19 protein-coding genes and 1 pseudogene are annotated in these 25,178 nt (G+C 58.0%); 15 read left to right on the top strand and 5 right to left on the bottom strand.

The genetic code is table 11. The features are described from left to right. Positions 1-54 precede the first annotated feature (54 nt). On the top strand, positions 55-1,905 hold the full coding sequence (gene ilvD / locus ACVWZ0_RS21720) for a dihydroxy-acid dehydratase (RefSeq protein WP_253457170.1): 1,851 nt from the start codon (positions 55-57) through the stop codon (positions 1,903-1,905). 3 nt (positions 1,906-1,908) lie between these two features. Continuing rightward, entirely contained in the window at positions 1,909-3,453 is a 1,545-nt protein-coding gene (gene ilvA / locus ACVWZ0_RS21715) for a threonine ammonia-lyase, biosynthetic (protein ID WP_253457172.1), read from the top strand. Here ilvA and ilvY read toward each other — a convergent pair. Next, on the bottom strand, positions 3,450-4,331 hold the full coding sequence (gene ilvY, locus ACVWZ0_RS21710) for an HTH-type transcriptional activator IlvY (RefSeq protein WP_125290740.1): 882 nt from the start codon (positions 4,329-4,331) through the stop codon (positions 3,450-3,452). The two genes, ilvA and ilvY, sit on opposite strands and share 4 nt — an antisense overlap. Before the next feature lie 155 nt (positions 4,332-4,486). Between ilvY and ilvC the strand changes: the two genes are divergently transcribed. Then, entirely contained in the window at positions 4,487-5,965 is a 1,479-nt protein-coding gene (gene ilvC / locus ACVWZ0_RS21705; protein ID WP_253457175.1) for a ketol-acid reductoisomerase, read from the top strand. Positions 5,966-6,056: 91 nt separating this feature from the next. Here the strand turns inward: ilvC and ACVWZ0_RS21700 are convergent, their stop codons facing one another. Continuing rightward, positions 6,057-7,217, bottom strand: a complete 1,161-nt coding sequence (locus tag ACVWZ0_RS21700; protein WP_253457178.1) for a M20 aminoacylase family protein — start codon at positions 7,215-7,217, stop codon at positions 6,057-6,059. Between the two features lie 212 nt (positions 7,218-7,429). Further along, positions 7,430-7,711, bottom strand: a complete 282-nt coding sequence (gene ppiC / locus ACVWZ0_RS21695; RefSeq protein ID WP_125290737.1) for a peptidylprolyl isomerase PpiC — start codon at positions 7,709-7,711, stop codon at positions 7,430-7,432. Positions 7,712-7,798: 87 nt separating this feature from the next. On the opposite strand from ppiC, the gene rep reads away from it, so the two are divergent. Next, positions 7,799-9,823: a DNA helicase Rep gene (rep, locus tag ACVWZ0_RS21690; RefSeq protein ID WP_253457181.1), complete on the top strand. Its 2,025-nt coding sequence runs from the start codon at positions 7,799-7,801 to the stop codon at positions 9,821-9,823. 46 nt (positions 9,824-9,869) lie between these two features. Here rep and gppA read toward each other — a convergent pair whose 3' ends face one another. Continuing rightward, positions 9,870-11,354, bottom strand: coding sequence for a guanosine-5'-triphosphate,3'-diphosphate diphosphatase (gene gppA / locus ACVWZ0_RS21685; RefSeq protein ID WP_253457183.1), 1,485 nt, complete (start codon positions 11,352-11,354; stop codon positions 9,870-9,872). A gap of 4 nt (positions 11,355-11,358) precedes the next feature. After that, a complete protein-coding gene (gene rhlB, locus ACVWZ0_RS21680) occupies positions 11,359-12,648 on the bottom strand; it encodes an ATP-dependent RNA helicase RhlB (RefSeq protein WP_253457186.1) in 1,290 nt (429 codons plus the stop codon). A 117-nt stretch (positions 12,649-12,765) separates the two neighbouring features. Here rhlB and trxA point away from each other — a divergent pair, with 117 nt between their 5' ends. The 11 genes and pseudogenes from trxA (at position 12,766) to wzyE (ending at position 25,167) form a co-directional block, all read left to right on the top strand. Continuing rightward, a complete protein-coding gene (gene trxA, locus ACVWZ0_RS21675; protein ID WP_125290733.1) occupies positions 12,766-13,098 on the top strand; it encodes a thioredoxin TrxA in 333 nt (110 codons plus the stop codon). A gap of 410 nt (positions 13,099-13,508) precedes the next feature. Further along, positions 13,509-14,768 (top strand): transcription termination factor Rho, encoded by a 1,260-nt coding sequence (gene rho, locus ACVWZ0_RS21670; RefSeq protein WP_125290732.1) that lies wholly within the window; start codon positions 13,509-13,511, stop codon positions 14,766-14,768. Positions 14,769-15,080: 312 nt separating this feature from the next. Continuing rightward, positions 15,081-16,160, top strand: coding sequence for a UDP-N-acetylglucosamine--undecaprenyl-phosphate N-acetylglucosaminephosphotransferase (wecA, locus tag ACVWZ0_RS21665; RefSeq protein WP_253457189.1), 1,080 nt, complete (start codon positions 15,081-15,083; stop codon positions 16,158-16,160). A gap of 41 nt (positions 16,161-16,201) precedes the next feature. Further along, positions 16,202-17,231, top strand: a pseudogene (gene wzzE / locus ACVWZ0_RS21660) (ECA polysaccharide chain length modulation protein). Between the two features lie 45 nt (positions 17,232-17,276). Continuing rightward, positions 17,277-18,407 carry a non-hydrolyzing UDP-N-acetylglucosamine 2-epimerase gene (gene wecB / locus ACVWZ0_RS21655; RefSeq protein WP_253457195.1) on the top strand — a complete coding sequence of 377 codons (1,131 nt, stop codon included), beginning with the start codon at positions 17,277-17,279 and terminating at the stop codon, positions 18,405-18,407. Then, positions 18,404-19,666 carry a UDP-N-acetyl-D-mannosamine dehydrogenase gene (gene wecC, locus ACVWZ0_RS21650; RefSeq protein WP_253461189.1) on the top strand — a complete coding sequence of 421 codons (1,263 nt, stop codon included), beginning with the start codon at positions 18,404-18,406 and terminating at the stop codon, positions 19,664-19,666. Before wecB ends, wecC begins: the two co-directional genes overlap by 4 nt. Then, a complete protein-coding gene (gene rffC / locus ACVWZ0_RS21645) occupies positions 19,663-20,367 on the top strand; it encodes a dTDP-4-amino-4,6-dideoxy-D-galactose acyltransferase (RefSeq protein ID WP_253457197.1) in 705 nt (234 codons plus the stop codon). Before wecC ends, rffC begins: the two co-directional genes overlap by 4 nt. 4 nt (positions 20,368-20,371) lie before the next feature. Next, positions 20,372-21,499 carry a dTDP-4-amino-4,6-dideoxygalactose transaminase gene (gene rffA, locus ACVWZ0_RS21640; protein ID WP_253457201.1) on the top strand — a complete coding sequence of 376 codons (1,128 nt, stop codon included), beginning with the start codon at positions 20,372-20,374 and terminating at the stop codon, positions 21,497-21,499. A 1-nt stretch (position 21,500) separates the two neighbouring features. Beyond that, positions 21,501-22,751, top strand: a complete 1,251-nt coding sequence (wzxE, locus tag ACVWZ0_RS21635) for a lipid III flippase WzxE (protein WP_253457204.1) — start codon at positions 21,501-21,503, stop codon at positions 22,749-22,751. Beyond that, on the top strand, positions 22,748-23,812 hold the full coding sequence (locus ACVWZ0_RS21630; RefSeq protein ID WP_253457206.1) for a TDP-N-acetylfucosamine:lipid II N-acetylfucosaminyltransferase: 1,065 nt from the start codon (positions 22,748-22,750) through the stop codon (positions 23,810-23,812). The genes wzxE and ACVWZ0_RS21630 overlap by 4 nt, the downstream gene beginning before the upstream one ends. Next, entirely contained in the window at positions 23,809-25,167 is a 1,359-nt protein-coding gene (wzyE, locus tag ACVWZ0_RS21625) for an ECA oligosaccharide polymerase (protein ID WP_253457209.1), read from the top strand. Before ACVWZ0_RS21630 ends, wzyE begins: the two co-directional genes overlap by 4 nt. Positions 25,168-25,178 lie beyond the last annotated feature (11 nt).

Genomic DNA, 25,178 nt, shown 5'->3' with positions numbered 1-25,178 from the left:
CATTTTACGGGCGTCGTTTGACGCCCGTGTATCATCTGATTCTGGAGTATGAGCATGCCTAAGTACCGTTCCGCCACCACCACTCATGGCCGTAATATGGCCGGTGCCCGCGCGCTGTGGCGCGCCACGGGTATGACCGACGACGATTTTGGCAAGCCTATCATTGCCGTGGTCAACTCCTTTACGCAGTTCGTACCGGGGCACGTACATTTACGCGACCTGGGCAAACTGGTTGCCGAACAGATTGAAGCTTCCGGCGGCGTCGCCAAAGAGTTCAACACTATCGCTGTCGATGATGGCATCGCGATGGGGCACGGCGGTATGCTTTACTCTCTGCCTTCGCGCGAGCTGATCGCCGACTCGGTCGAATACATGGTCAACGCCCACTGCGCGGACGCCATGGTCTGTATCTCTAACTGCGACAAAATCACGCCGGGAATGCTGATGGCTTCCCTGCGCCTGAATATTCCGGTGATCTTTGTTTCCGGCGGCCCGATGGAAGCCGGGAAAACCAAACTTTCCGATAAGATCATCAAGCTGGATCTGGTTGATGCGATGATCCAGGGCGCTAACCCGAACGTCAGCGACGAAGACAGCGATAAAATCGAACGGTCAGCCTGTCCGACCTGCGGTTCCTGCTCCGGCATGTTTACCGCTAACTCAATGAACTGTCTGACGGAGGCGCTGGGCCTGTCGCAGCCGGGCAACGGCTCGCTGCTGGCAACCCATGCCGATCGTAAGGCGCTGTTCCTGAAGGCAGGCGAACGCATCGTTGGCCTGGCGAAACGCTACTACGAGCAGGATGACGAAAGCGTGCTGCCGCGTAATATCGCCAGCAAGGCCGCCTTTGAAAACGCGATGACGCTGGATATCGCGATGGGCGGCTCGACCAATACCGTTCTGCACCTGCTGGCCGCCGCGCAGGAAGGCGAAATCGATTTTAATATCTCCGATATCGATCGGCTTTCCCGCAAGGTGCCGCATCTCTGTAAGGTTGCGCCAAGCACCCCGAAATACCATATGGAAGACGTACACCGCGCTGGTGGCGTCATCGGCATTCTGGGCGAGCTGGATCGGGCGGGCCTGATGGATAACAGCGTGCGCAACGTGCTGGGCCTGAGCCTGCAGGAAACGCTGCAACAGTACGACATCATGCTGACCAAAGACGAGGCGGTGAAAAAAATGTTCCGCGCCGGCCCGGCCGGGATCCGCACCACCCAGGCGTTCTCACAGGATACGCGCTGGGAAACGCTGGACGATGACCGTCAGGAAGGCTGCATCCGCTCCCGTGAACATGCCTTCAGCCAGGACGGCGGCCTTGCCGTGCTGTATGGCAATCTGGCAGAAGATGGCTGTATCGTGAAAACCGCTGGCGTAGAAAAAGAGAGCCACACCTTCCGCGGCCCGGCCAAAGTCTACGAAAGTCAGGACGATGCGGTAGCGGCCATCCTCGGCGGCAAAGTCGTGGCGGGCGACGTGGTGGTGATCCGCTACGAAGGGCCGAAAGGCGGGCCGGGAATGCAGGAAATGCTTTATCCGACCACCTACCTGAAATCGATGGGGCTGGGCAAAAGCTGCGCGCTGATCACCGATGGCCGTTTCTCCGGCGGCACCTCAGGGCTTTCTATCGGTCACGCTTCGCCGGAAGCAGCCAGCGGCGGCACCATCGCGCTGGTGAAAGACGGCGACATGATTGATATTGATATTCCGAATCGCGGCATCAAACTGGATGTGCCGGACAACGAACTGCACGCGCGTCGTGAAGAGGAAGAGGCGCGCGGCGACGCGGCCTATACGCCTCATAACCGCGAACGTCAGGTTTCCTTTGCTCTGCGCGCCTACGCTTTACTGGCGACCAGTGCGGACAAAGGCGCAGTACGCGACAAAAGCAAGCTGGGAGGCTAAAACATGGCTGAGTCTCAACCGTTATCCGCCGAGCCTTGCGGCGCGGAGTATCTGCGAGCGGTACTCCGTGCGCCGGTTTACGAAGTTGCGCAGGTCACGCCCCTACAAAAGATGGAGAAAATCTCCTCTCGTCTTGGTAATACGGTACTGGTTAAACGCGAAGATCGTCAGCCGGTGCACAGCTTCAAAGTGCGCGGCGCCTACGCGATGATCGCTTCGCTTAACGAGGAGCAAAAGGCCAGCGGCGTAGTGACCGCTTCGGCGGGCAATCATGCCCAAGGCGTAGCGCTGTCGGCGACCCGGTTGGGGATTAAATCTCTGATCGTCATGCCGGTAGCGACGGCTGATATCAAAGTAGAGGCCGTGCGGGCATTTGGCGGTGAGGCTTACCTGTTTGGCGCCAATTTTGACGAAGCGAAAGCGAAGGCGCTGGAGCTGGCGGCACAGAAGGGCTACACCTTTGTGCCGCCGTTCGACCATCCGATGGTGATTGCCGGACAGGGCACGCTGGCGATGGAGCTGCTGCAACAGGATGCGCATCTCGACCGTATTTTTGTGCCCGTTGGCGGCGGCGGCCTGGCGGCTGGGGTGGCGGTGCTGATCAAACAGCTGATGCCGCAGATCAAGGTCATTGCGGTGGAAGCGGAAGACTCCGCCTGTCTGAAAGCGGCGCTGGAAGCGGGCGAGCCGGTCGATCTGCCGCGCGTCGGGCTGTTTGCCGAAGGCGTGGCGGTGAAGCGGATCGGCAGCGAAACCTTCCGGCTGTGCCAGGAGTATCTTGACGATATTATCACCGTGGACAGCGATGCTATTTGTGCAGCGATGAAGGATCTGTTTGAAGACGTGCGTGCCGTCGCGGAGCCTTCCGGCGCGCTGGCGCTGGCGGGCATGAAAAAATATATCCAGCAGCATCAGATCAAAGGCGAGCGGCTGGCGCATGTTCTTTCCGGCGCCAACGTCAATTTTCACGGCCTGCGCTACGTTTCCGAACGCTGCGAGCTGGGGGAACAGCGTGAGGCGCTGCTGGCGGTTACGATCCCCGAGCAAAAGGGCAGCTTTTTGAAGTTCTGCCAGCTGCTGGGCGGACGCGCCGTTACCGAGTTTAACTACCGCTTCGCGGACCCGGACAACGCCTGCATTTTTGTCGGCGTGCGGCTGACGCGCGGTCTGGAAGAGCGACATGAAATCCTGCAGCTGCTGAACGAAGGCGGTTATAAGGTGGTGGATCTCTCCGACGATGAAATGGCGAAGCTGCACGTGCGCTATATGGTCGGCGGTCGCCCGTCAAAGCCGCTTAAAGAACGGCTTTACAGCTTTGAGTTCCCGGAAGCGCCCGGCGCGCTGCTGCGCTTTTTGCAGACGCTGGGCACCCACTGGAATATTTCGCTGTTTCACTATCGCAGCCACGGTACGGACTATGGCCGCGTGCTGGCGGGATTCGAGCTGGGCGAGAACGAACCGCAGTTTGAAGAACATCTGGCGGCTCTGGGCTATGATTGTCATGACGAAACCCATAACCCGGCCTTCAGCTTCTTCCTGGCGGGCTAAAGCAGGCTCCAGAACGCATCAATCAGCGGCTCGTTGAGCCGCTTTTTCTGTACGCAGACGCCCAGCTCCAGCGGCGCGACAATATCAATATTTTCCAGTTCCAGAATACGGTTACGGATCGGCTCCGGGCTGTTCTCCAGCACCACGTCCGGGATCAGCGCCACGCCGCAGCCCAGCGCCACCATCGAGACGATAGCCTCATGCCCCGCCACGGTGGCGTAAATCAGCGGACTGGCGATGCGGCGGCGACGGAACCAGAGATCGATACGCTGTCGGGTCGGCCCCTGGTCGGGCAGGATAAACGGGATCTGCGGCCAGTCCGGTTCCGGCTGGCTGGCCTGGCTACGAACCGGACAGGGCAGCGCGGGCGCGATCAGCACCAGCGGGATCGGGCCTAAGGCCGTAAAGCCAATGCTGGCGGGCAGCGTTTCCGGCCGTCCGGCGATGGCGATATCGGCTTCGGCGCTCTGCACCTTATCCACTGCGTCGGCAGGATCGCCGGTGGTCAGTTTGATCTCCACCAGCGGGTGTTCAGCGCGAAAGCGATCGAGGATCGGCGGCAGATGGCTATAGGCCGCCGTTACCGAGCAAAACAGACGCAGCTCGCCGCTCAGCGACGGGCCGTGCTGGCCAATGGCGTGACGCAGCTGCTGATATTGCAACAGCGTTTGCTGGGCAAACTGGCGCAGCTGTTCTCCGGCGTCGGTCAGCGTAACGGTGCGGTTGTCGCGCAGAAACAGCGTCTGGCCCAGGTCTTCCTCCAGCCGCTGGATCTGGCGGGAAAGCGTAGAAGGGCTAACGTGCATCGCCCGCGCGCTGCGGCCAAAATGACGGCTTTCGGCCAGATGCAGGAAGAGTTTCAGATCGCGTAAATCCATGCGCTTGCGGCCTCATTTTAGCGTTGCAGTATTTGCAATATGACGTTGTTAATATATCAATTTAAGCAATACATTTCCTGTCATATGATGGGGATTAAGAGGGTGATACGGCATCACCGATAAAATAAAAGACGAACACAACCTCAGGAGTTCCCATGGCTAACTATTTCAACACGTTGAACCTGCGCAATCAGCTGGCGCAATTAGGTAAATGCCGCTTTATGGCGCGCGATGAATTTGCGGACGAAGCAAGCTACCTGAAAGGCAAAAAGGTCGTGATTGTTGGCTGTGGTGCTCAGGGCCTGAACCAGGGCCTGAATATGCGTGATTCCGGGCTGGATATCGCCTATGCGCTGCGCGCGGAAGCCATCGCGGAGAAACGCGCTTCCTGGCGTAAAGCGACGGAAAACGGTTTTAAAGTCGGCACCTATGAAGAGCTGATCCCACAGGCGGATCTGGTGGTAAACCTGACGCCGGACAAACAGCATACCTCGGTAGTGCGTGCCGTACAGCCGCTGATGAAAGACGGCGCGGCGCTGGGCTACTCGCACGGTTTTAATATCGTAGAAGTTGGCGAGCAGATCCGTAAAGACATTACCGTCGTGATGGTTGCGCCAAAATGTCCGGGTACGGAAGTGCGTGAAGAGTATAAGCGTGGCTTCGGCGTGCCTACGCTCATCGCCGTTCACCCGGAAAACGATCCAAAAGGCGAAGGCATGGCGATTGCCAAAGCCTGGGCAGCCGCAACCGGCGGCCATCGCGCGGGCGTGCTGGAATCGTCCTTCGTGGCGGAAGTGAAGTCCGACCTGATGGGCGAGCAGACCATCCTGTGCGGCATGTTACAGGCTGGTTCGCTGCTGTGCTTCGACAAGCTGGTGGCGGAAGGCACCGATCCGGCCTACGCGGAAAAATTAATCCAGTTCGGCTGGGAAACCGTGACCGAAGCGCTGAAGCAGGGCGGCATCACGCTGATGATGGATCGCCTCTCTAACCCGGCTAAACTGCGCGCTTTCGAGCTGTCTGAACAGCTGAAAACCATCATGGCGCCGCTGTTCCAGAAGCACATGGACGACATCATCTCCGGCGAATTCTCTTCCGGCATGATGGCCGACTGGGCCAACGACGACAAAAAACTGCTGGGCTGGCGTGAAGAGACCGGTAAAACCGCTTTTGAAACCGCGCCGCAGTTTGAAGGTAAAATCGCCGAGCAGGATTATTTTGACGAAGGCGTGGTGATGATTGCGATGGTGAAAGCGGGCGTTGAGCTGGCGTTTGAAACCATGGTCGCTTCCGGCATTATCGAAGAGTCTGCCTACTACGAATCGCTGCACGAGCTGCCGCTGATCGCCAACACTATCGCTCGTAAGCGTCTGTACGAGATGAACGTGGTGATCTCCGACACTGCCGAATACGGTAACTATCTGTTCTCTTACGCGGCTGTTCCGTTGCTAAAAGAGTTTATGAGCACGTTACAAACGGGCGATCTGGGCAAGGCGACGGCAACCACGACTACGGTGGATAACGCGCAGCTGCGTGACGTTAACGAAGCTATCCGCAACCATCCTATCGAATCCGTTGGCCGCAAGCTGCGTGGCTATATGACCGATATGAAACGTATCGCGGTAGCGGGCTAACCGCGCTGCTGATAACCAAAGGCGTGGTAATTTGCCGCGCCTTTGGCGTTTTTACCGCCTTATCTTATCCTCCCGCCGGTGGCTGCTGCCGTTATTGCAGATAGCGCTGCGTCAGCAAACACCAGAATGCGGCGGCAGTCACGATAATGTCGTCATTAAAATCGTAGCCGGGGTTATGCACCATCGGGCCATCGCCAGCGCCCACCATCAGGTAAGCGCCGTGGGGATGGGCCTCCAGCAGAAAAGCAAAATCTTCGCTGCCCATTAGCGGCGGCATATCGGTACAAATCAGCGACTCGTCGACCAGCTCACGCGCCACGCCGATAGCAAAATCGGTTTCCTGTTCGCTGTTAATCAATACCGGGCTGCCGCTGACGTGCACCACCTCCGCGCTGGCGTTAAAACTTTCCGCCTGCAAACGGGCAATATCCTGAATACGTTGCAGCAATAGCTGGCGCACCTGAGGATCGAGCGCTCTGACGCTCAGCTTCAGCACCGCCTTTTCATTGATGATATTGAACGCTTCGCCGGACTGGATACTGCCGATAGTGACCACCGCCTGGGCGAAAGGCGACACGTTCCGGGAAACTATTGTCTGGAGGGCTATAGCGATATGGCAGGCGACCAGAGTGGCATCCACGCCTTTTTCCGGCATAGCGGCATGAGCGCCCGCGCCGGAAACGATAATATCCAGCCTGTCGGAAGAGGCCATCACGGCATGTTTTTTAAAGTAGAAGGATCCGCAGGGCAGACCAGGCATATTATGCAGGCCAAACAGCGCATCGCAGGGGAATTTTTCCAGCAGGCCGTCGCGAAGCATCGCTTTTCCCCCGCCGGACAACTCCTCCGCAGGCTGAAAAATCAGCCGGAGCGTACCGTTAAAGTTTCGGTGACGGGCCAGATATTCCGCCGCGCAGAGCAGAATAGCGGTATGGCCGTCATGACCGCAGCCGTGAAACTTTCCGGCGGTTTTGCTGCACCAGCTTTTGCCGCTGATTTCCTGCATCGGCAGAGCATCCATATCGGCGCGCAGCCCCAGCGTTTTTGTGCCGCTGCCTGCTTTTAACGTGGCAACCACGCCGGTTTTCGCCATCCCCTGATGCACGCTGTAGCCAAACTCCCGCAGCTTTGCCGCCACTCGCTCGCTGGTACGCTGCTCTTCAAATCCCGTTTCCGGATGCTGGTGCAAATCGCGGCGAAACTGCGTCCAGACAGCTTCCCTTGTCTTTAAAGCCTGCAATAACGAATGCATATCTCTCTCCATGAGTTAATTATCCGGCTTATCCTGCCATGACTGGCGCAACGGAGTCTGTGAGTCCGGCCTGGTTTATCGTGAGCTGGCCGCTATTAGTGCCACGAGGGTAAGCAAGCGCGAGAAAGAAGGGGAACGCGGAAGGAAGAGGAAGCAAAAACAGCTTCCGCAAGCACGACGGCCAGCGGAAGCTGTTGCACAGGCAGGGCCGCTTAGTTGCGGTACAGCACCTTGATGATGTGATAGCCGAACTGCGTGTGCAGCGGGCCGTAAGGCGTGATAAGCGGGCAGGAGAACACCACTTTATCGAAAGCCGGCACCATCGCGCCCTGTTTGAACTCGCCTAAGTGGCCGCCTTTTTTGCCAGACGGGCAGATAGAGTGCTTTTTCGCCAGTTTTTCAAAATCTGCGCCCTGTTCCAGCTGTGCCAGAAGGTCCTGAGCCAGTTTCTCTTCCTTTACAAGGATATGGAGTGCTGCTGCGGTTTTTGCCATGATCGTACCTTGAGTCGTATGGATGCTGCTGGCTATACTACCACGCTGTGATTTCTTTCCCTCTGTCATTTCATCGAGTAAACCCCTATGCGTCTTAATCCTGGTCAGCAACACGCCGTCGAATTCGTCACCGGGCCCTGTCTGGTGCTGGCCGGCGCCGGCTCGGGCAAAACGCGCGTGATCACCAACAAAATTGCCCATCTGATCCGCGAATGCGGCTATCAGGCTCGCCATATTGCGGCGGTGACCTTTACCAATAAAGCCTCGCGCGAGATGAAAGAACGCGTGGCGCAAACGCTGGGCCGCAAAGAGGCGCGTGGCCTGATGATTTCCACTTTCCATACGCTGGGTCTGGAAATTATCAAACGCGAATACGCCGCATTGGGCATGAAGTCCAACTTCTCGCTGTTTGACGATCAGGATCAGCTGGCGCTGCTGAAAGAGCTGACCGAAGAGTGGCTGGAAAACGATAAAAATCTGCTGCAACAGCTGATCTCTACGATCTCGAACTGGAAAAACGATCTGCTGGATCCTGCGCGCGCGGCGGCGGCGGCGCAATCCGAGCGCGACAAAATTTTCGCTCACTGTTACAGCCTTTACGATCGGCATCTGAAAGCCTGCAACGTGCTGGATTTTGATGACTTAATCCTGCTGCCGACGCTGTTGTTCCAGCGCAATCTGGAAGTGCGCGAGCGCTGGCAGCAGCGTATCCGCTACCTGCTGGTGGATGAGTATCAGGATACCAACACCAGCCAGTACGAGCTGGTGAAGCTGTTGGTCGGCGCGCGCGCGCGTTTCACGGTGGTAGGCGACGACGATCAGTCAATCTACTCCTGGCGAGGCGCAAGACCGCAGAACCTGGTGCTGCTGAAAGAGGATTTTCCGGCGTTACAGGTTATCAAGCTGGAGCAGAACTACCGTTCTTCCGAACGTATCCTGAAAGCGGCCAATATTTTGATCGCCAATAACCCGCACGTGTTTGAAAAACGCCTGTTCTCAGAGCTGGGCTATGGCGCGGAGCTGAAAGTGGTGACGGCCAATCACGAGGATCACGAGGCCGAGCGCGTGACGGGCGAGCTGATAGCGCACCATTTTATCAACAGGACGCAGTACAAAGATTACGCCATTCTCTATCGCGGCAATCATCAGTCGCGCGTCTTTGAAAAAATGCTGATGCAGAACCGCATTCCTTATCGCATCTCCGGCGGCACCTCGTTCTTTTCGCGGCCGGAAATCAAAGATCTGCTCGCCTATCTGCGCGTGTTGACCAATCCTGACGACGACAGCGCCTTTATGCGCATCGTTAATACGCCACGGCGTGAAATTGGCCCCACCACGCTGCGCAAGCTGGGCGAATGGGCGATGCAGCGTAATAAAAGCCTGTTCACCGCCAGTTTTGATATGGGGCTGGGCCAGACGCTGGCCGGGCGCGGGCTGGAATCGCTACAGCGCTTCACTTTCTGGCTGCAGGAAGTCGCGCAGCTGGCGGAGCGGGAGCCGGTGGCCGCCGTGCGGGATTTGATCCGCGGCATTGATTATGAAAGCTGGCTGTTTGAAACCTCCGCCAGTCCAAAAGCCGCCGAAATGCGCATGAAAAACGTCAATACGCTGTTCCAGTGGATGACCGAAATGCTGGAAGGCAGCGATATCGACGAGCCGATGACGCTGACGCAGGTGGTGACCCGCTTTACGTTACGCGACATGATGGAGCGCGGCGAAAGCGAAGAAGAGGCGGACCAGGTACAGCTGATGACGCTGCACGCTTCCAAAGGGCTGGAGTTTCCCTATGTTTATCTGGTCGGCATGGAGGAAGGGCTGTTGCCCCATCAGAGCAGCATTGATGAAAACAATGTGGAAGAGGAGCGTCGGCTGGCCTACGTCGGCATCACGCGTGCGCAAAAAGAGCTGACCTTTACGCTGTGTCGCGAGCGCCGTCAGTATGGCGAAGTGATCCGTCCGGAGCCAAGCCGCTTTCTGCTGGAGCTGCCGCAGGACGATCTCAACTGGGAAACGGAACGCAAGGTGGTCAGCCCGGAACAGCGGATGCAGACCGGGCAAAGCCGCGTAGCGGGACTGCGGGCGATGCTGGATAAGGCAAAAAACACCGGATAGGCTTTTGGCGGGTGAAGCAAGGGGACGCAAGCTGTCCCCTTATTCTTTAGCTGACGGTCAGCGGCCAGTGCACATAGCTCTGCCAGCGGCTTTCCTGCTCCAGCAGTTCTGCCCGCAGCGGATGCGCTTCCAGCCAGCCGTTCGGCAACGTCAGCTGTAGCGCGTCGTCATCGGCATGGAGCCGCACGGCAGGCAGCGTATCGTCACGGCGACGGCTGGCGAAAATAATCGCCAGCCGCAGCAGCCGGCACATTCTTTCCGCCATGCGCGGCGGTACGGCGTTTTGCTGGCTGAGCAGCGCCAGGTCGATTCCGTTGACCTGGTTTTGCAGCAGCGTGGCCAGCAGCTTTTTCTGCGCCGGAGTAAAGCCCGGCAGATCGAGATGGCGAACCAGATAGGCAGCGTGCTGCGGCGCCTGTTTAAAATCGACGCTGAGGCCGATTTCATGGATCAGGCAGGCGCTGTTGAGCAGCTCCCGACAGCGTTCATCCAGCTTCCAGCTGTGGCTGACCTGACGGCCAAAGCTCTCCGCCAGGGCGCGCACGCGTTCCGCCTGTTCGGCATCAATCACGAAACGACGCTGAATGTTATGCAGGGTACGGCTACGGATATCCCGATCGACCGGCAGCCCGAGCATTCCGTATACCAGCCCTTCGCGCAGCGCGCCACCGGCCAGCGTCATGCTGCTGATGTTCAGCTCGGTGAAGATGGCGATCAGAATAGAGAGGCCGCTGGGGAAAACCAGCGCGCGCTCCAGCGTCAGTCCTTCGATTTCCAGCTCTTCCAGCTTGCCGCACTGAATGGCGCGCTGTTTCAGCTGCTGGAGCTTGGCAAGCGTAATGCGTTCGTCCATGCCCTGCGCCATCATGATTTCCTGTAGCGCCTGCACGGTGCCGGAGGCGCCGACGCAAATTTCCCAGCCCTGCTCGCGCAGTTTTGAGGCAACCGGTCGGATCATGTCGCTTGCTGCCTGTTCCGCCGCGGCAAAATTATCTTTACCGAGGTGGCGGTCGCCGAAATAACGCTCCAGCCAGGTGACGCAGCCCATCGACAGGCTGAACAGAGCGCCGGGCTGTGCACCGCTGCCGGTAACCAGCTCGGTGCTGCCGCCGCCAATATCGACCACCAGCCGCTTATCGGAGCCGCCGGTGGTGTGCGCCACGCCCTGATAGATCAGACAGGCTTCTTCCTCGCCGCTGATCACATTGATGGCGCAGCCCAGAATGTTCTGCGCCCTGGAAAGAAAAGCCTCTGCGTTGGCGGCCAGCCGCAGCGTCGCCGTAGCGACCACGCGGATTTGGTCCGTGGGAATATCCTGTAGCTGTTCCGAAAACAGCGCCAGGCACTGCCAGCCGCGCGCCATTGCCTCGTCAGAGAGGCGGCTGTCGCTGTCCAGACCGGCCGCCAGGCGGACTTTGCGTTTGATACGCGCAACGGTCTGGATACTGCCCGCCACCTCGCGCACCACCAGCATATGAAAGCTGTTAGATCCTAAATCTATTGCAGCATAAAGCGATGAGGCGCTGGGCATGGCGTTAACCTGAACGTTTGCGGTTATTATTGCGCGGCGGGCCGCTGCGGCGCGGGCCGCTACTGCGACGCGGGCCGGTACCGGAACGGCTGCGTGTCAGGCGCTTCGGCGGCGGCAGATCGGTCATCAGCGCATCGCTGTTGTAGCGGCTTACGGTGATGCTGTGGCCGATATATTCTTCAATCGCCGGCAGGTTCAGCGCATATTCTTCACAGGCCAGGCTGATTGAGTGCCCGTTGGCACCCGCGCGGCCGGTACGGCCGATGCGATGCACGTAGTCTTCGCGATCGTCAGGCAAATCGTAGTTAAAGACGTGCGTCACCGCAGGAATATGCAGGCCGCGCGCCGCCACGTCAGTGGCCACCAGGATATCCACGTCGCCTTTGGTAAAGTCGTCCAGGATACGCAGGCGTTTTTTCTGCGCCACGTCGCCGGTCAGCAGGCCAACGCGATGGCCGTCCGCGGCCAGGTGACCCCAGATATCTTCACAACGGTGTTTGGTGTTGGCAAAGATAATGGCGCGATCCGGCCACTCTTCTTCCAGCAGGGTTTGCAGAAGACGCATTTTTTCTTCATTAGAAGGATAAAAAAGTTCTTCCTTAATGCGATGCCCGGTTTTCTGCTCCGGCTCGACTTCCACATATTCGGCATTGTTCATGTTTTCGAACGCCAGCTCGCGCACGCGGAAGGAAAGGGTAGCGGAGAAGAGCATATTCAGACGCTGGTTCGCCGCAGGCATCCGACGGAACAGCCAGCGGATATCTTTGATAAAGCCCAGATCGAACATCCGGTCGGCTTCATCCAGCACCACGACCTGGATCGCGCCCAGATTCACGTGGTTCTGTTTAGCGTAATCGATCAGCCTGCCGGTGGTGCCGATCAGAATATCGACGCCGCTCTCCAGCACTTTCAGCTGCTTATCGTAGCCGTCGCCGCCGTAGGCCAGCCCCAGCTTCAGGCCGGTCACCTGCGCCAGCGGTTCCGCATCGGCGTGGATTTGCACGGCCAGTTCGCGGGTTGGCGCCAGGATCAGCGCGCGCGGCTGATTGACCTGACGGCCTTCCGGCGCGGGGTGAGAAAGAAGATGATGGAACGTTGACGTTAAAAACGCCATCGTTTTCCCGGTACCGGTTTGCGCCTGTCCCGCTACATCACGCCCGTTAAGGGTGAAAGGCAATGCCAGCGCCTGAATAGGCGTGCAGTTATGAAAGCCTTTATTTTCAAGGGCTTCAATGACCTGAGGGTGCAGGGCGAAGTCGGAAAACTTCTGTTCGGTTAAGTGTGTTTTGCTCATAGTGTGGTAGAATATCAGCTTACTATTGCTTTACGAAAGCGTATCCGGTGAAATAAAGTCAACCTAAGTTGGCAGATTTTACGCCAGGCAGCCAGGCATAATCTTTTGGAGTAAGACATGAGCAGCGATAAAATTGTCCACCTGACCGATGACAGCTTTGAAACCGACGTCCTGAAAGCAGAAGGCTTGACGCTGGTCGACTTCTGGGCAGAATGGTGCGGTCCGTGCAAAATGATCGCCCCGATCCTTGACGAAGTCGCCGAAGAATACGACGGCAAACTGACTATCGCCAAACTGAATATCGACGAAAACCCAGGCACCGCGCCAAAATACGGGATCCGCGGTATTCCTACTTTGCTGCTGTTTAAAGACGGCGAAGTCGCGGCAACGAAAGTGGGCGCACTTTCTAAAGGACAGCTGAAAGAGTTCCTGAACGCGAACCTGGGCTAACCAGCTCTGCTGCTGCGGTGGGCCATATGCGCTCACCGCAGGCGCGAGTCTGCTTCCCGCTTCGGTTTTCTTTTTGCCTCGTTCATATTTTTAGCTCATCGCTAGACGTTTGCCATAGAGCGTGCTAACTTACTTTTACTGCATTACGCACTTACCTGTAGTTTGAATCTAATATTTACTCCTTGTTGAACACTGTTTTCCTCTGAATGTAACAAATGTTCAGCAATCTGACGGTTAGTATCCAGAATTTCCGGCACCTTGTCCTTACCGTCTCCCCGTATCGGATCCGCGTATTCCTGCACGCGATGATCGGGAGTCTGACAAGACAGCCATTAACAGGCATGGATTTTTCGCCATACCATTGACGACAAACATTTCGAGATTTACCCCGAGTTTAAGAACCCACCATTATGAATCTTACCGAATTAAAAAATACGCCGGTTTCTGACCTGATAACACTCGGCGAAAATATGGGGCTGGAAAACCTGGCGCGCATGCGCAAACAGGACATTATCTTCGCCATCCTTAAACAACACGCGAAAAGCGGCGAAGATATCTTCGGCGACGGCGTACTGGAGATATTGCAGGATGGATTTGGTTTCCTCCGCTCTGGAGACAGCTCCTACCTCGCCGGCCCTGACGACATCTACGTATCCCCCAGCCAAATTCGCCGCTTTAACCTCCGCACTGGTGACACCATCTCCGGCAAGATCCGTCCGCCGAAAGAAGGCGAGCGCTACTTTGCCCTGCTGAAGGTTAATGAAGTTAACTTTGACAAGCCGGAAAATGCCCGTAACAAAATCCTGTTTGAAAACTTAACGCCGCTGCACGCTAATTCGCGTCTGCGCATGGAGCGCGGCAACGGGTCTACCGAAGACTTAACCGCACGCGTACTGGATTTGGCTTCGCCAATTGGTCGCGGCCAGCGTGGTCTGATCGTGGCGCCGCCAAAAGCGGGTAAAACCATGCTGCTGCAGAACATCGCGCAGAGCATCGCCTATAACCATCCTGACTGCGTGCTGATGGTGCTGCTGATTGACGAACGTCCGGAAGAAGTAACCGAGATGCAGCGTCTGGTGAAGGGTGAAGTGATCGCCTCTACCTTCGATGAGCCAGCTTCCCGCCACGTGCAGGTCGCTGAAATGGTGATCGAGAAAGCCAAGCGTCTGGTCGAGCATAAAAAGGACGTTATCATCCTGCTCGACTCCATCACGCGTCTGGCTCGCGCCTACAACACCGTGGTGCCGGCTTCCGGTAAAGTGCTGACCGGTGGTGTGGATGCCAACGCCCTGCACCGTCCAAAACGCTTCTTCGGCGCCGCGCGTAACGTGGAAGAGGGCGGCAGCCTGACCATCATCGCTACCGCGCTGGTCGATACCGGTTCGAAGATGGATGAAGTCATCTACGAAGAATTTAAGGGTACGGGCAACATGGAACTGCATCTGGCGCGTAAAATCGCCGAGAAGCGCGTGTTCCCTGCTATCGACTACAATCGTTCCGGTACGCGTAAAGAAGAGCTGCTTACCAGCTCTGAAGAGCTGCAGAAGATGTGGATCCTGCGCAAAATCATCCATCCAATGGGTGAGATCGATGCGATGGAATTCCTCATCAACAAGCTGGCGATGACCAAAACCAACGACGAATTCTTTGACATGATGAAGCGTTCGTAAGTCGGCTGGTCTGCTGGAAAAAAAGAGGGTTGAGCGATCAACCCTCTCTTTTTTTGGCCTGTTTTTGTGCGAATTCACCGCAGAAGCCGGAAAAAGAAGAAAACTCGGGGAACGCCGCGCTCAGACGTGGCGTTTTTCGTTTATGGGCTATACGATGTTGCCACTGGAGAATTAAATTAAAGGTGCGGCGGGCAGGAAATCGGGCGGTGAGGCTGGATTTTTCCCGTGGCACAATGGACATCAGAATCAGACAGCGGTTTGTGGCACAGAAATTGCTATAACACTGGGATTCTTAGCAGAGAGCTGGTTAATGTGAATTTACTCAATATGAGTACTGAGCTTGCTTTAATATTTTTGTTTTCGCTGGTGTTTCTCTTTTTCGCCCGTAAAGCAGCCAAGAAAGTGGGTCTTGTGGACAAGCCCAACTATCGCAAACGTCACCAGGGCGTTATTCCTCTGGTTGGCGGCATCTCTGTTTTCGCCGGCATCTGTTTTAGCTTCGCGGTGACCGATTACTACATTCCCCATAGTCTGCTTTACCTGAGCTGCGCTGGCGTGCTGGTGCTGGTCGGAGCGCTTGATGACCGCTTTGATATCAGCGTAAAGATACGCGCCTGCGTTCAGGCAGGCATCGCCGTGGTGATGATGACCATGGCCAAACTCTATCTGCTCAGCCTGGGCTTTATTTTTGGCCCCTGGGAGCTGATCGTCGGGCCTTTCGGCTACGTGCTGACGCTGTTTGCGGTCTGGGCGGCCATCAACGCTTTTAATATGGTGGACGGTATCGACGGTCTGCTGGGCGGCCTGTCCTGCGTCACCTTCCTGGCGATGGGCATTATTCTGTTCGTGGACGGACAGCAAAGCCTGGCGATGTGGTGTTTTGCGATGATCGCCGCCATTATCCCCTATATCCTGCTTAATCTTGGCGTTTTCGGCCGTCGCTACAAGGTTTTTATGGGCGATGCGGGCAGCACGCTGATTGGCTTTACCATTATCTGGATCCTGCTGGAGGCGACCCAGGGACAAAGCCATCCCGTCACGCCCGTCACGGCGCTGTGGCTGATCGCCATTCCGCTGATGGATATGATCGCCATTATGTATCGCCGCCTCAGCAAGGGCATGAGCCCGTTTTCCGCCGATCGCCAGCACATTCACCATTTGATTATGCGCGCCGGGTTTACCTCGCGGCAGGCCTGCTTTCTGATCACGCTGGCGGCCGCGCTGCTGGCCGGCGTCGGCGTGCTGGGCGAATCGCTGAGCTTTGTGCCGGAGTGGCTGATGCTGGTGCTGTTTTTACTGGCTTTTATGCTCTACGGCTACTGTATTAAACGCGCCTGGCGCGTGGCGCGAATGCTGAAAAGAGTCAAAAGAAGGCTGCGCAAAGCCCGCTAGACCGTTTCGGACCTCTTTACCCTGGACAAGGAATATCATGTATGACGCATCCTGACGTTGCAGAGAACGAGCTGGATATTCGCGGGCTGTGCTGCGCGCTATGGCGAGGAAAGCGGTGGATTATCGGCAGCGCGCTGCTTTTTGCCCTGCTGGCCTGGCTCTGCTCGCTGCTGATCACGCCAAAATGGAGCACCACGGCGGTCACCGATCGTCCCACCGTCAATATGTTGGGCAATTACTACTCGCAGCAGCTGTTTCTGAACAATCTGGACAGCCGCAGCAGCAGCACGCCCATCGTTGCGCCCGCCATTGCGGACGAAGCCTATCAGGAGTTCGTGATGCAGCTGGCGTCTTATGACACCCGCCGCGAGTTCTGGCTGCAAAGCGACTACTACAAACAGCGGCAGAGCGGGCAGGCTCGCGACGATGCCGCACTGCTCGACGAGCTGATCGCCAATATTCAGTATCAGCCCGGCGATGCGGCAAAAAGCCTGAATGACAGCGTCAAGCTGATTGCGGAAACCGCGCCGGCGGCCAACACGCTGCTGCGCCAGTATGTCGCTTTTGGCCGGCCAGCGCGCCGCGCAGCATCTTAACGCCGAGCTGGCAGGCGGCTGGGCCGCCCGCGCTCAGCAGCTGAAGGCGCAGGTGCAGCGGCAGGAAGCGGTAGCGAAAGCCATCTATGACCGCCAGATCAACAGCGTGCAGCAGGCGCTGAAAATCGCGCAGCAGCAGGGCTTCGAGCAGGCGAAAACCAGCACGCCTTCAGAACAGCTGCCCGATTCCGAGCTGTTTCTGCTGGGCCGCTCGCTGTTGCAGGCCCGCCTGGAAAACCTGCAGGCCAGCGGGCCGACCTACGATCTGGACTATGATCAAAACAGAGCCATGCTGAGCACGCTGAATGCCGGGCCGAAGCCGGATAATGCTTTCCAGACCTGGCGCTATCTGCGCACGCCGGAAGAGCCGGTGAAGCGCGACAGCCCACGTCGCCTGTTTATGATGATCATGTGGGGTGCCGTAGGCGCGCTGGTTGGCGCGGGTACCGCTTTGCTACGCCGACGTCGCGGTTAAGCGCCGATTTATAGTTACCTGACAGACGAAGGAAAGAGAACAACAGTGAAAGTATTAACTGTTTTTGGCACGCGCCCGGAAGCGATAAAAATGGCTCCGCTGGTTCATGCACTTGCCCAGGATGGCGAGATAGACGCGCGTCTGTGCGTTACCGCGCAGCATCGTGAGATGCTGGATCAGGTGCTGCAGCTGTTTGCTATCGTCCCCGATTACGATTTGAATATTATGCGGCCAGGCCAGGGGCTGACGGAGATCACCAGCCGTATTCTGGAAGGGCTGAAAGGCGTGTTTACGGAGTTCAGGCCGGATGTCGTGCTGGTGCACGGCGATACCACCACGACGTTCGCAGCCAGCCTGGCGGCTTTTTATCACCGCATTCCGGTGGGGCATGTGGAGGCCGGACTGCGTACGGGCGATCTGTATTCGCCGTGGCCGGAAGAGGCCAACCGCACGCTGACCGGGCATCTGGCGACCTGGCACTTCCCGCCGACGGAAACGGCGCGGCAAAATCTGCTGCGCGAAAATCTGCCCGCCGCGCGCATGTTTGTTACCGGCAACACGGTGATCGACGCGCTGTTTTGGGTACGCGATCGCGTGTTAAGCGACGAGCAGCTGCGTAACGGCCTGGCGACTCGCTATCCCTTCCTTGAGGCTGATAAGAAGTTGATCCTGGTAACGGGGCACCGTCGGGAAAGCTTCGGCGACGGCTTTGAGCGCATTTGCAGCGCGCTGGCCGATATCGCCCGCCGCCATCCCGAGGCGCAGATCGTTTATCCGGTGCACCTGAATCCTAACGTCAGCGAGCCGGTCAATCGTATTCTCAGCGATATCGACAACGTAGTGCTGATCGAGCCGCAGGAATACCTGCCGTTTGTCTGGCTGATGGATCGTGCCTGGCTGATCCTGACCGATTCCGGCGGCATCCAGGAAGAAGCGCCTTCGCTGGGCAAGCCGGTGCTGGTGATGCGTGATACCACCGAACGCCCGGAAGCGGTAGACGCAGGCACCGTCAGGCTGGTAGGCACTGACACACAAAAAATCGTTCGCGAGGTGACGCGCCTGCTGACGGACGAAGAGGCTTACCAATCCATGAGCCGCGCCCATAATCCCTATGGCGACGGCCTGGCCTGCGAACGTATTGTGCAGGCCCTTAAAAACAATCGGATTTCTTTATAATGTTCAATACCATTTCTGTTATCGGGCTGGGCTATATTGGCCTGCCTACCGCTGCGGCTTTCGCCTCCCGCCAGAAAAAAGTGATCGGCGTGGATATCAACACGCGAGCGGTCGAGACGATTAATCGCGGCGATATTCATATCGTGGAGCCGGACCTGGACGTGGTGGTGAAAACGGCCGTGGAGCAGGGCTATCTGCGGGCGACCACCCGGCCAGAGCCGGCGGACGCTTTTCTGATTGCGGTGCCGACGCCGTTCAAAGACGGACACCAGCCGGATCTCGCCTGGGTCAAAGCGGCGGCCGAGTCCATCGCGCCGGTGCTGAAAAAAGGCGATCTGGTTATCCTGGAATCGACCTCGCCCGTGGGCGCGACGGAGCAGATGGCCGAGTGGCTGGCGATGGCGCGCAGCGATCTGGCTTTTCCTCAGCACGCGGGCGAAAAAGCCGACGTGCAGATCGCCTATTGCCCGGAGCGCGTACTGCCCGGCCAGGTGATGGTCGAGCTGATTAAAAACGACCGCGTGATCGGCGGCATGACGTCGCTTTGCTCGCAGAGAGCGTGCGATCTCTACAAAATATTCCTTGAGGGCGAGTGTGTGGTCACTAACTCGCGCACCGCTGAGATGTGCAAGCTGACGGAAAACAGCTTCCGCGACGTCAATATCGCCTTCGCCAACGAGCTGTCGCTGATCTGTGCCGATCAGGGCATCAGCGTCTGGGAGCTGATCGCGCTGGCCAACCGCCATCCCCGCGTCAATATTTTACAGCCCGGCCCTGGCGTCGGCGGCCACTGCATCGCCGTGGATCCGTGGTTTATTGTGGCGCAGAATCCGGTACAGGCTCGCCTGATCCGCACCGCGCGCGAAGTTAACGACAGCAAGCCGCACTGGGTGCTGGAGCAGGTGAAGAAAAAGCTGGCCGAGTGCCTGGTCGCCAGCGACAAACGCCCCAGCGAGCTGACCATCGCCTGCTTTGGCCTGGCCTTTAAGCCCAATATCGACGACCTGCGGGAAAGTCCGGCAATGGAAGTGGCGCAGATGATCGCCGACTGGCATCAGGGCGTCACCCAGCTGGTGGAGCCGAATATTCACGAGCTGCCGAAGGGGATGCCGGAGAGAAGCGTGCTGGTTACGCAGGAAGAGGCGTTACGCCAGGCGGACGTGCTGGTTATGCTGGTGGATCATCAGCAGTTCAAAACCATCGACGTCGAAGGCCTGCGCTCGCGCTGGCTGGTGGATACCAAAGGCCTCTGGCGATGAACGCCACCGCTTTGCCGGGACGCGTCGAACCGCTGACGTGGGAAAACGCGTTCTTCGCTATCAACAGCGCCCTGCTGACCGTCGATCTGCACGAGGCGCCGATCGATGAAGCGTCGCTACGGCAATATGACCTCGTCCAGGCGAAAATCCTGTCGCAGCAGACGGCGGAGCTGGATGCGTTAAGCGCGCTGGGGTTTCGCTTTGTAGAAGGCGAAGCGGATTTCGTGCTGGGTATCGGCGTGGGCGGCAGGCCGGAAGGCATTCGCATTGCCCGTAAGGAACATATTCCGGCGCTGCGCGAGGTAGCCAGCAGCGCTTTTGCCTTCAGCCGCTTTCGCGCGCCCTGGTATAAAGCGGAAGACAGCGGGCGATTCTATGCGCAGTGGGTGGAAAACGCTGTACTGGGGACTTTCGACCATCAGTGCCTGATTGCCGTCAACGACCAGGGCGAACTACAGGGTTTCGTCTCACTGCGCGAGCTGGCCGACGGCAGCGGCAGGATCGGCCTGCTGGCGACGCTGCCTGAGGCGCAGGGACTGGGCGTCGGTCAGCGCATGATCGAGGCCGCCATTGACTGGTGTCGCGCGCGACGCCTGACGCGTCTGCATGTTGCCACTCAGCTTGGCAATCTGCCGGCACTCCGACTTTATCATCGCTGCGGCGGCGTAATTGAACGCACCGCCTGGTGGCTCTACAGGTAATTTTATGATCCCGTTTAATGCCCCACCGGTGGTGGGAACCGAACTTGAGTATATGCAGTCCGCGATGGGCAGCGGCAAGCTGTGCGGCGACGGCGGCTTTACCCGTCGCTGCCAGCAGTGGATGGAAAACCGGTTCGGCAGTCGTAAAGTGCTGCTGACGCCTTCCTGCACCGCCTCGCTGGAGATGGCCGCCATCCTGATCGACATTCAGCCCGGCGATGAAGTGATTATGCCGAGCTACACCTTCGTCTCTACCGCCAACGCCTTTGTGCTGCGCGGCGCGACTATCGTGTTTGTCGATATCCGTCCCGATACGCTCAACATCGACGAAAAACTGATCGAAGCGGCCATCACCGAGAAAACTCGCGCGATCGTGCCCGTGCATTACGCGGGCGTCGCCTGTGAGATGGATACGATCATGGCGCTGGCGGAAAAGCATAAACTCTATGTGATTGAAGACGCGGCGCAGGGCGTAATGGCTACCTACAAAGGCAAAGCGCTGGGTACGATTGGCCATATCGGCTGCTTCAGCTTTCACGAAACCAAGAACTATACAGCGGGCGGCGAGGGCGGCGCGACGCTGATCAACGATCCGGCGCTGGTGGAAAGAGCGGAAATCATCCGTGAAAAAGGCACCAACCGCAGCCAGTTCTTTCGCGGCCAGGTGGATAAATACACCTGGCGGGATATCGGCTCCAGCTACCTGATGGCCGATTTACAGGCCGCTTATCTCTGGGCGCAGCTGGAAGAGGCCAAACGCATCAACGAGCAGCGCCTGCGCCTGTGGCAGAACTACTACGACGCGCTGCTGCCCGTCGCCGCCAGCGGACGAATTACGCTGCCGACCCTTGCGGCAGATTGCCAGCACAACGCGCATATGTTCTATATCAAGCTGCGCGATAACGACGACCGCAACGCGCTGATTAACTGGTTAAAAGAAGCGGAAATCCTGGCCGTATTCCACTATATCCCGCTGCATTCGTCACCGGCCGGGCAGCGTTTTGGCCGTTTTCACGGGACGGACTGCTACACCACGGCGGAAAGCGAACGCCTGCTGCGGCTGCCGCTGTTTTACAACCTTTCCGACAATAACCAGAAAACGGTTATCAACTCGCTGCTGAGCTGGTTCTGATATGTCGCTGGCTAAAGCTTCGGTGTGGACGGCAGCGTCCACGCTGGTAAAAATCGCTGCCGGTCTGCTGGTGGTCAAGATGCTGGCCGTGTCCTTTGGCCCGGCGGGCGTGGGGCAGGCGGGCAACTTTCGCCAGCTAATCACCGTGCTGGGCGTGCTGGCTGGCGCAGGCATCTTCAACGGCGTCACCAAATACGTGGCGGAATATCAGCAGCAGCCTGCCCGGCTGCGCGCCGTAACCGGCACGGCGTCGGCAATGGTGCTTGGCTTCTCTACGCTGCTGGCGGTGGTTTTCCTGCTGTTTGCCGAACCGGTCAGCATAGGCCTGTTTGGTCACGGCGGCTATGCGAACGTGGTGCGGATGCTGGCTTTTGTGCAGGTCGGCATCGCCTGGGCCAACCTGGCGCTGGCGGTGATCAAAGGCTTTCGCGATGCGATGGGCAACGCGCTGTCGCTGATCGCAGGCAGCCTGATCGGCGTGGCGGCGTGGTTTGTCTGTTATTGGCTGGGCGGCTACAGCGGCGCGCTGATCGGCATGGCGCTGGTTCCGGCGCTGGTAGTGGTGCCCGCGGCGCTGTTGCTGGCAAAGCGCGACCATCTGCCGCTGCATTTCCTTAAGCCGCAGTGGCACGGCGACATCGCGCGTAATCTGGGTAAATTCACGCTGATGGCGCTGATGACCGCCGTAACGCTGCCGGTCGCCTGGGTGATGATGCGTAATCTGCTGGCGGCGCACGACGGCTGGGAGCAGGTCGGTCTGTGGCAGGGCGTAACCAGCATCTCGGACGCTTATCTGCAATTTATCACCGCCTCTTTCAGCGTCTATCTGCTGCCGACGCTGGCAAAGCTGACCGATAAAAAAGCGATCTCGCGCGAGATCCGGCGGTCGCTGAGCTTTGTGCTGCCTGCGGTGATGGCGGTCAGCCTTACCGTCTGGCTGCTGCGCGACGTGGCGATCTGGCTGCTGTTTTCCAGCAAGTTCACCGGGATGCGCGACCTCTTTATCTGGCAGCTGACCGGCGACGTTTTTAAGGTAGGCGCTTATGTGTTCGGCTATCTGGTGATTGCCAAAGCCTCGCTGCGTTTTTACCTGCTGACGGAAGTCAGCCAGTTTCTGCTGCTGACGCTGTTTGCCTGGTGGCTGATCCCACTGCACGGCGCTGTCGGCGCGGCGCAGGCCTATATGGCAACCTACATCGTCTATTTTGCGCTTTGCGCTGGCGTATTTTTTCTTTATCAAAGACAAGTATGACAACACTGATCCACGTTCTTGGCTCGCCGATTGAGCACCACAACCAGACCGTTCTGCGGTTTTTTAATGACGTCATGACCCAGGCCGCGCCGTGCAATGAACAGCGCCAGTTTTGGGTCGTGGGCGAACCTGCGACGGCGTTTCCCTCACTGGCTATTCGCTGGTTTAAGGATAAAAAAAGCATTGCTGAGGCAGTAACTGCCCGCGCACAGGCCGATCGACAGACGCGCTTTTTCTTTCATGGCCAGTTCAATCCGACGCTGTGGCTGGCGCTGCTGCTGCGCAAAATCCGGCCTGACCAGGCGTACTGGCATATCTGGGGCGCCGATCTCTACGAGCAGGCTGGCGGCCTGAAGTTCCGCCTGTTTTACGCCATGCGTCGCCTGGCGCAAAAGCGCATCGGTCATGTCTTCGCCACGCGCGGCGATATCGCCTTTTTCCAGCAGCGTCAGCCTGCCGTGCCCGCTTCGCTGCTCTATTTCCCGACGCGCATGGCGCAGATCGCGCTGCCTGACGCGCCAGAAAACAGCGAGCTGACCATTCTGGTCGGCAACTCCGGCGATGCCAGCAACCGTCACCTTCAGGCGTTGCAGGAAATCCATCAGCAGTTCGGCGAGCGGGTGAACGTCATTGTGCCCATGGGCTACCCGGCAAATAACGACGCTTATATCCAGCGCGTGCGGGAAGCCGGCGCGGCGCTGTTTGGCGCCAGGCTGAACGTGCTGACCGAAAAGCTTGATTTTACGGCTTACCTGGCGCTACTTGCCCGTTGCGATTTGGGCTACTTTATCTTCGAGCGCCAGCAGGGCATTGGCACGCTGTGTCTGCTGATCCAGGCCAACATTCCGTTTGTTATCAACCGTAAAAATCCTTTCTGGCAGGATCTGACCGGGCAGCAGGTGCCGGTGCTTTTTGCCGGTGATAAACTGACGCCGGAGCTGATCGCCGAAACAAAGCGGCAGATGGCCGGCATGGATAAAGCCGCCATCGCCTTTTTCGACCCGGCCTTTGTGGCGGGCTGGCAGCAGGCGCTGGCGCTGGCGGAAGGAGCAACGGCATGATGTTTTCACAGTTTGCAGGCCTGCTGTCGGTCTGGCTGCTGTCGCTGGGGCTAATTTTGACGCTGACCTGGCGAGAGTTTCGGCGCGTGCGGTTTAACTTCAACGTCTTCTTCTCGCTGCTTTTTCTGCTGACCTTTTACTTTGGCTTCCCGCTGACCTGCGTGCTGGTGTTTGGCTTCAATGTGCAGGTGGTGCCTGCGGAGTATTTGCTGCAGGCGATGCTTGCCGCAACCTGCTTCTACGCTATCTATTATGTCAGCTATAAAACCCGGCTCAGGCAGGCGACGGAAAGGCCTGCTCGCCAGGTGTTCACCATCAACCGCGTTGAGGCGCACCTGACGTGGAGCATCCTGGCGCTGATTGCGCTGGGCACGGTGCTGGTGTTCTTTCTGCATAACGGTTTTCTGCTGTTTAAGCTGCACAGCTACAGCCAGATTTTCTCGGCAGAAGTGTCGGGCGTGGCGCTGAAGCGCTTCTTCTACTTCTTTATCCCGGCGATGCTGGTGGTCTACTTCCTGCGTCCCGGCCTGAAAAGCTGGCTGCTGTTCCTGGTGGCTACCGTCGCTTTTGGGCTGCTGACCTATGCGATTGTCGGCGGCACGCGCGCCAACATCATCATCGCCTTTGCGCTGTTTCTTTTTATCGGCATCATCCAGGGCTGGATCACGCTGTGGATGCTGGCCGCCGCTGGCGTTGCGGGCATCGTTGGCATGTTCTGGCTGGCGCTGCGCCGTTATAACCTCGACGTCAGCGGCAGCGAGGCGTTTTACACCTTCCTTTACCTGACGCGCGATACCTTTTCGCCCTGGGAAAATTTGGGTCTTCTGCTGCAAAATTACGACAAAATCGAATTCCAGGGGCTGGCGCCCATCGTCCGGGATTTCTACGTCTTTATTCCGGGCTGGCTGTGGCCGGACAGGCCTTCGGTGGTACTGAACAGCGCCAACTACTTTACCTGGGAAGTGCTGAACAACCATTCCGGGCTGGCGATCTCGCCGACGCTGTTAGGCTCGCTGGTGGTGATGGGCGGCGTCTGGTTTATTCCGCTGGGCGCGGTGGCGGTAGGCATGATTATCAAATGGTTCGACTGGCTGTATGCCAAAGGACGTCATGAGGATAATCGCTACAAGGCCGCCATTCTGCAAAGCTTCTGCTTCGGCGCGGTTTTTAATATGATCGTGCTCGCCAGAGAAGGGCTGGACGCCTTCGCCTCCCGCGTGGTGTTCTTCTGCCTGATTTTTGCGGCGGCGGTGGTGGCAGCCAAGCTGCTCTACTGGTTGTTCGACAGCGCGGGCGTAATCCGTGCGCGGCCGGTGCGCCATCCGGGCGCAAAAACAAAACCTGTTAGCCAGTAACTTTAAGGACC

This window comes from Erwinia sp. TECH1 (assembly GCF_054057575.1).
The sequence above is the reverse complement of the archived record's forward strand: the minus strand, read 5'-3'. Positions and strand labels throughout refer to the sequence as shown.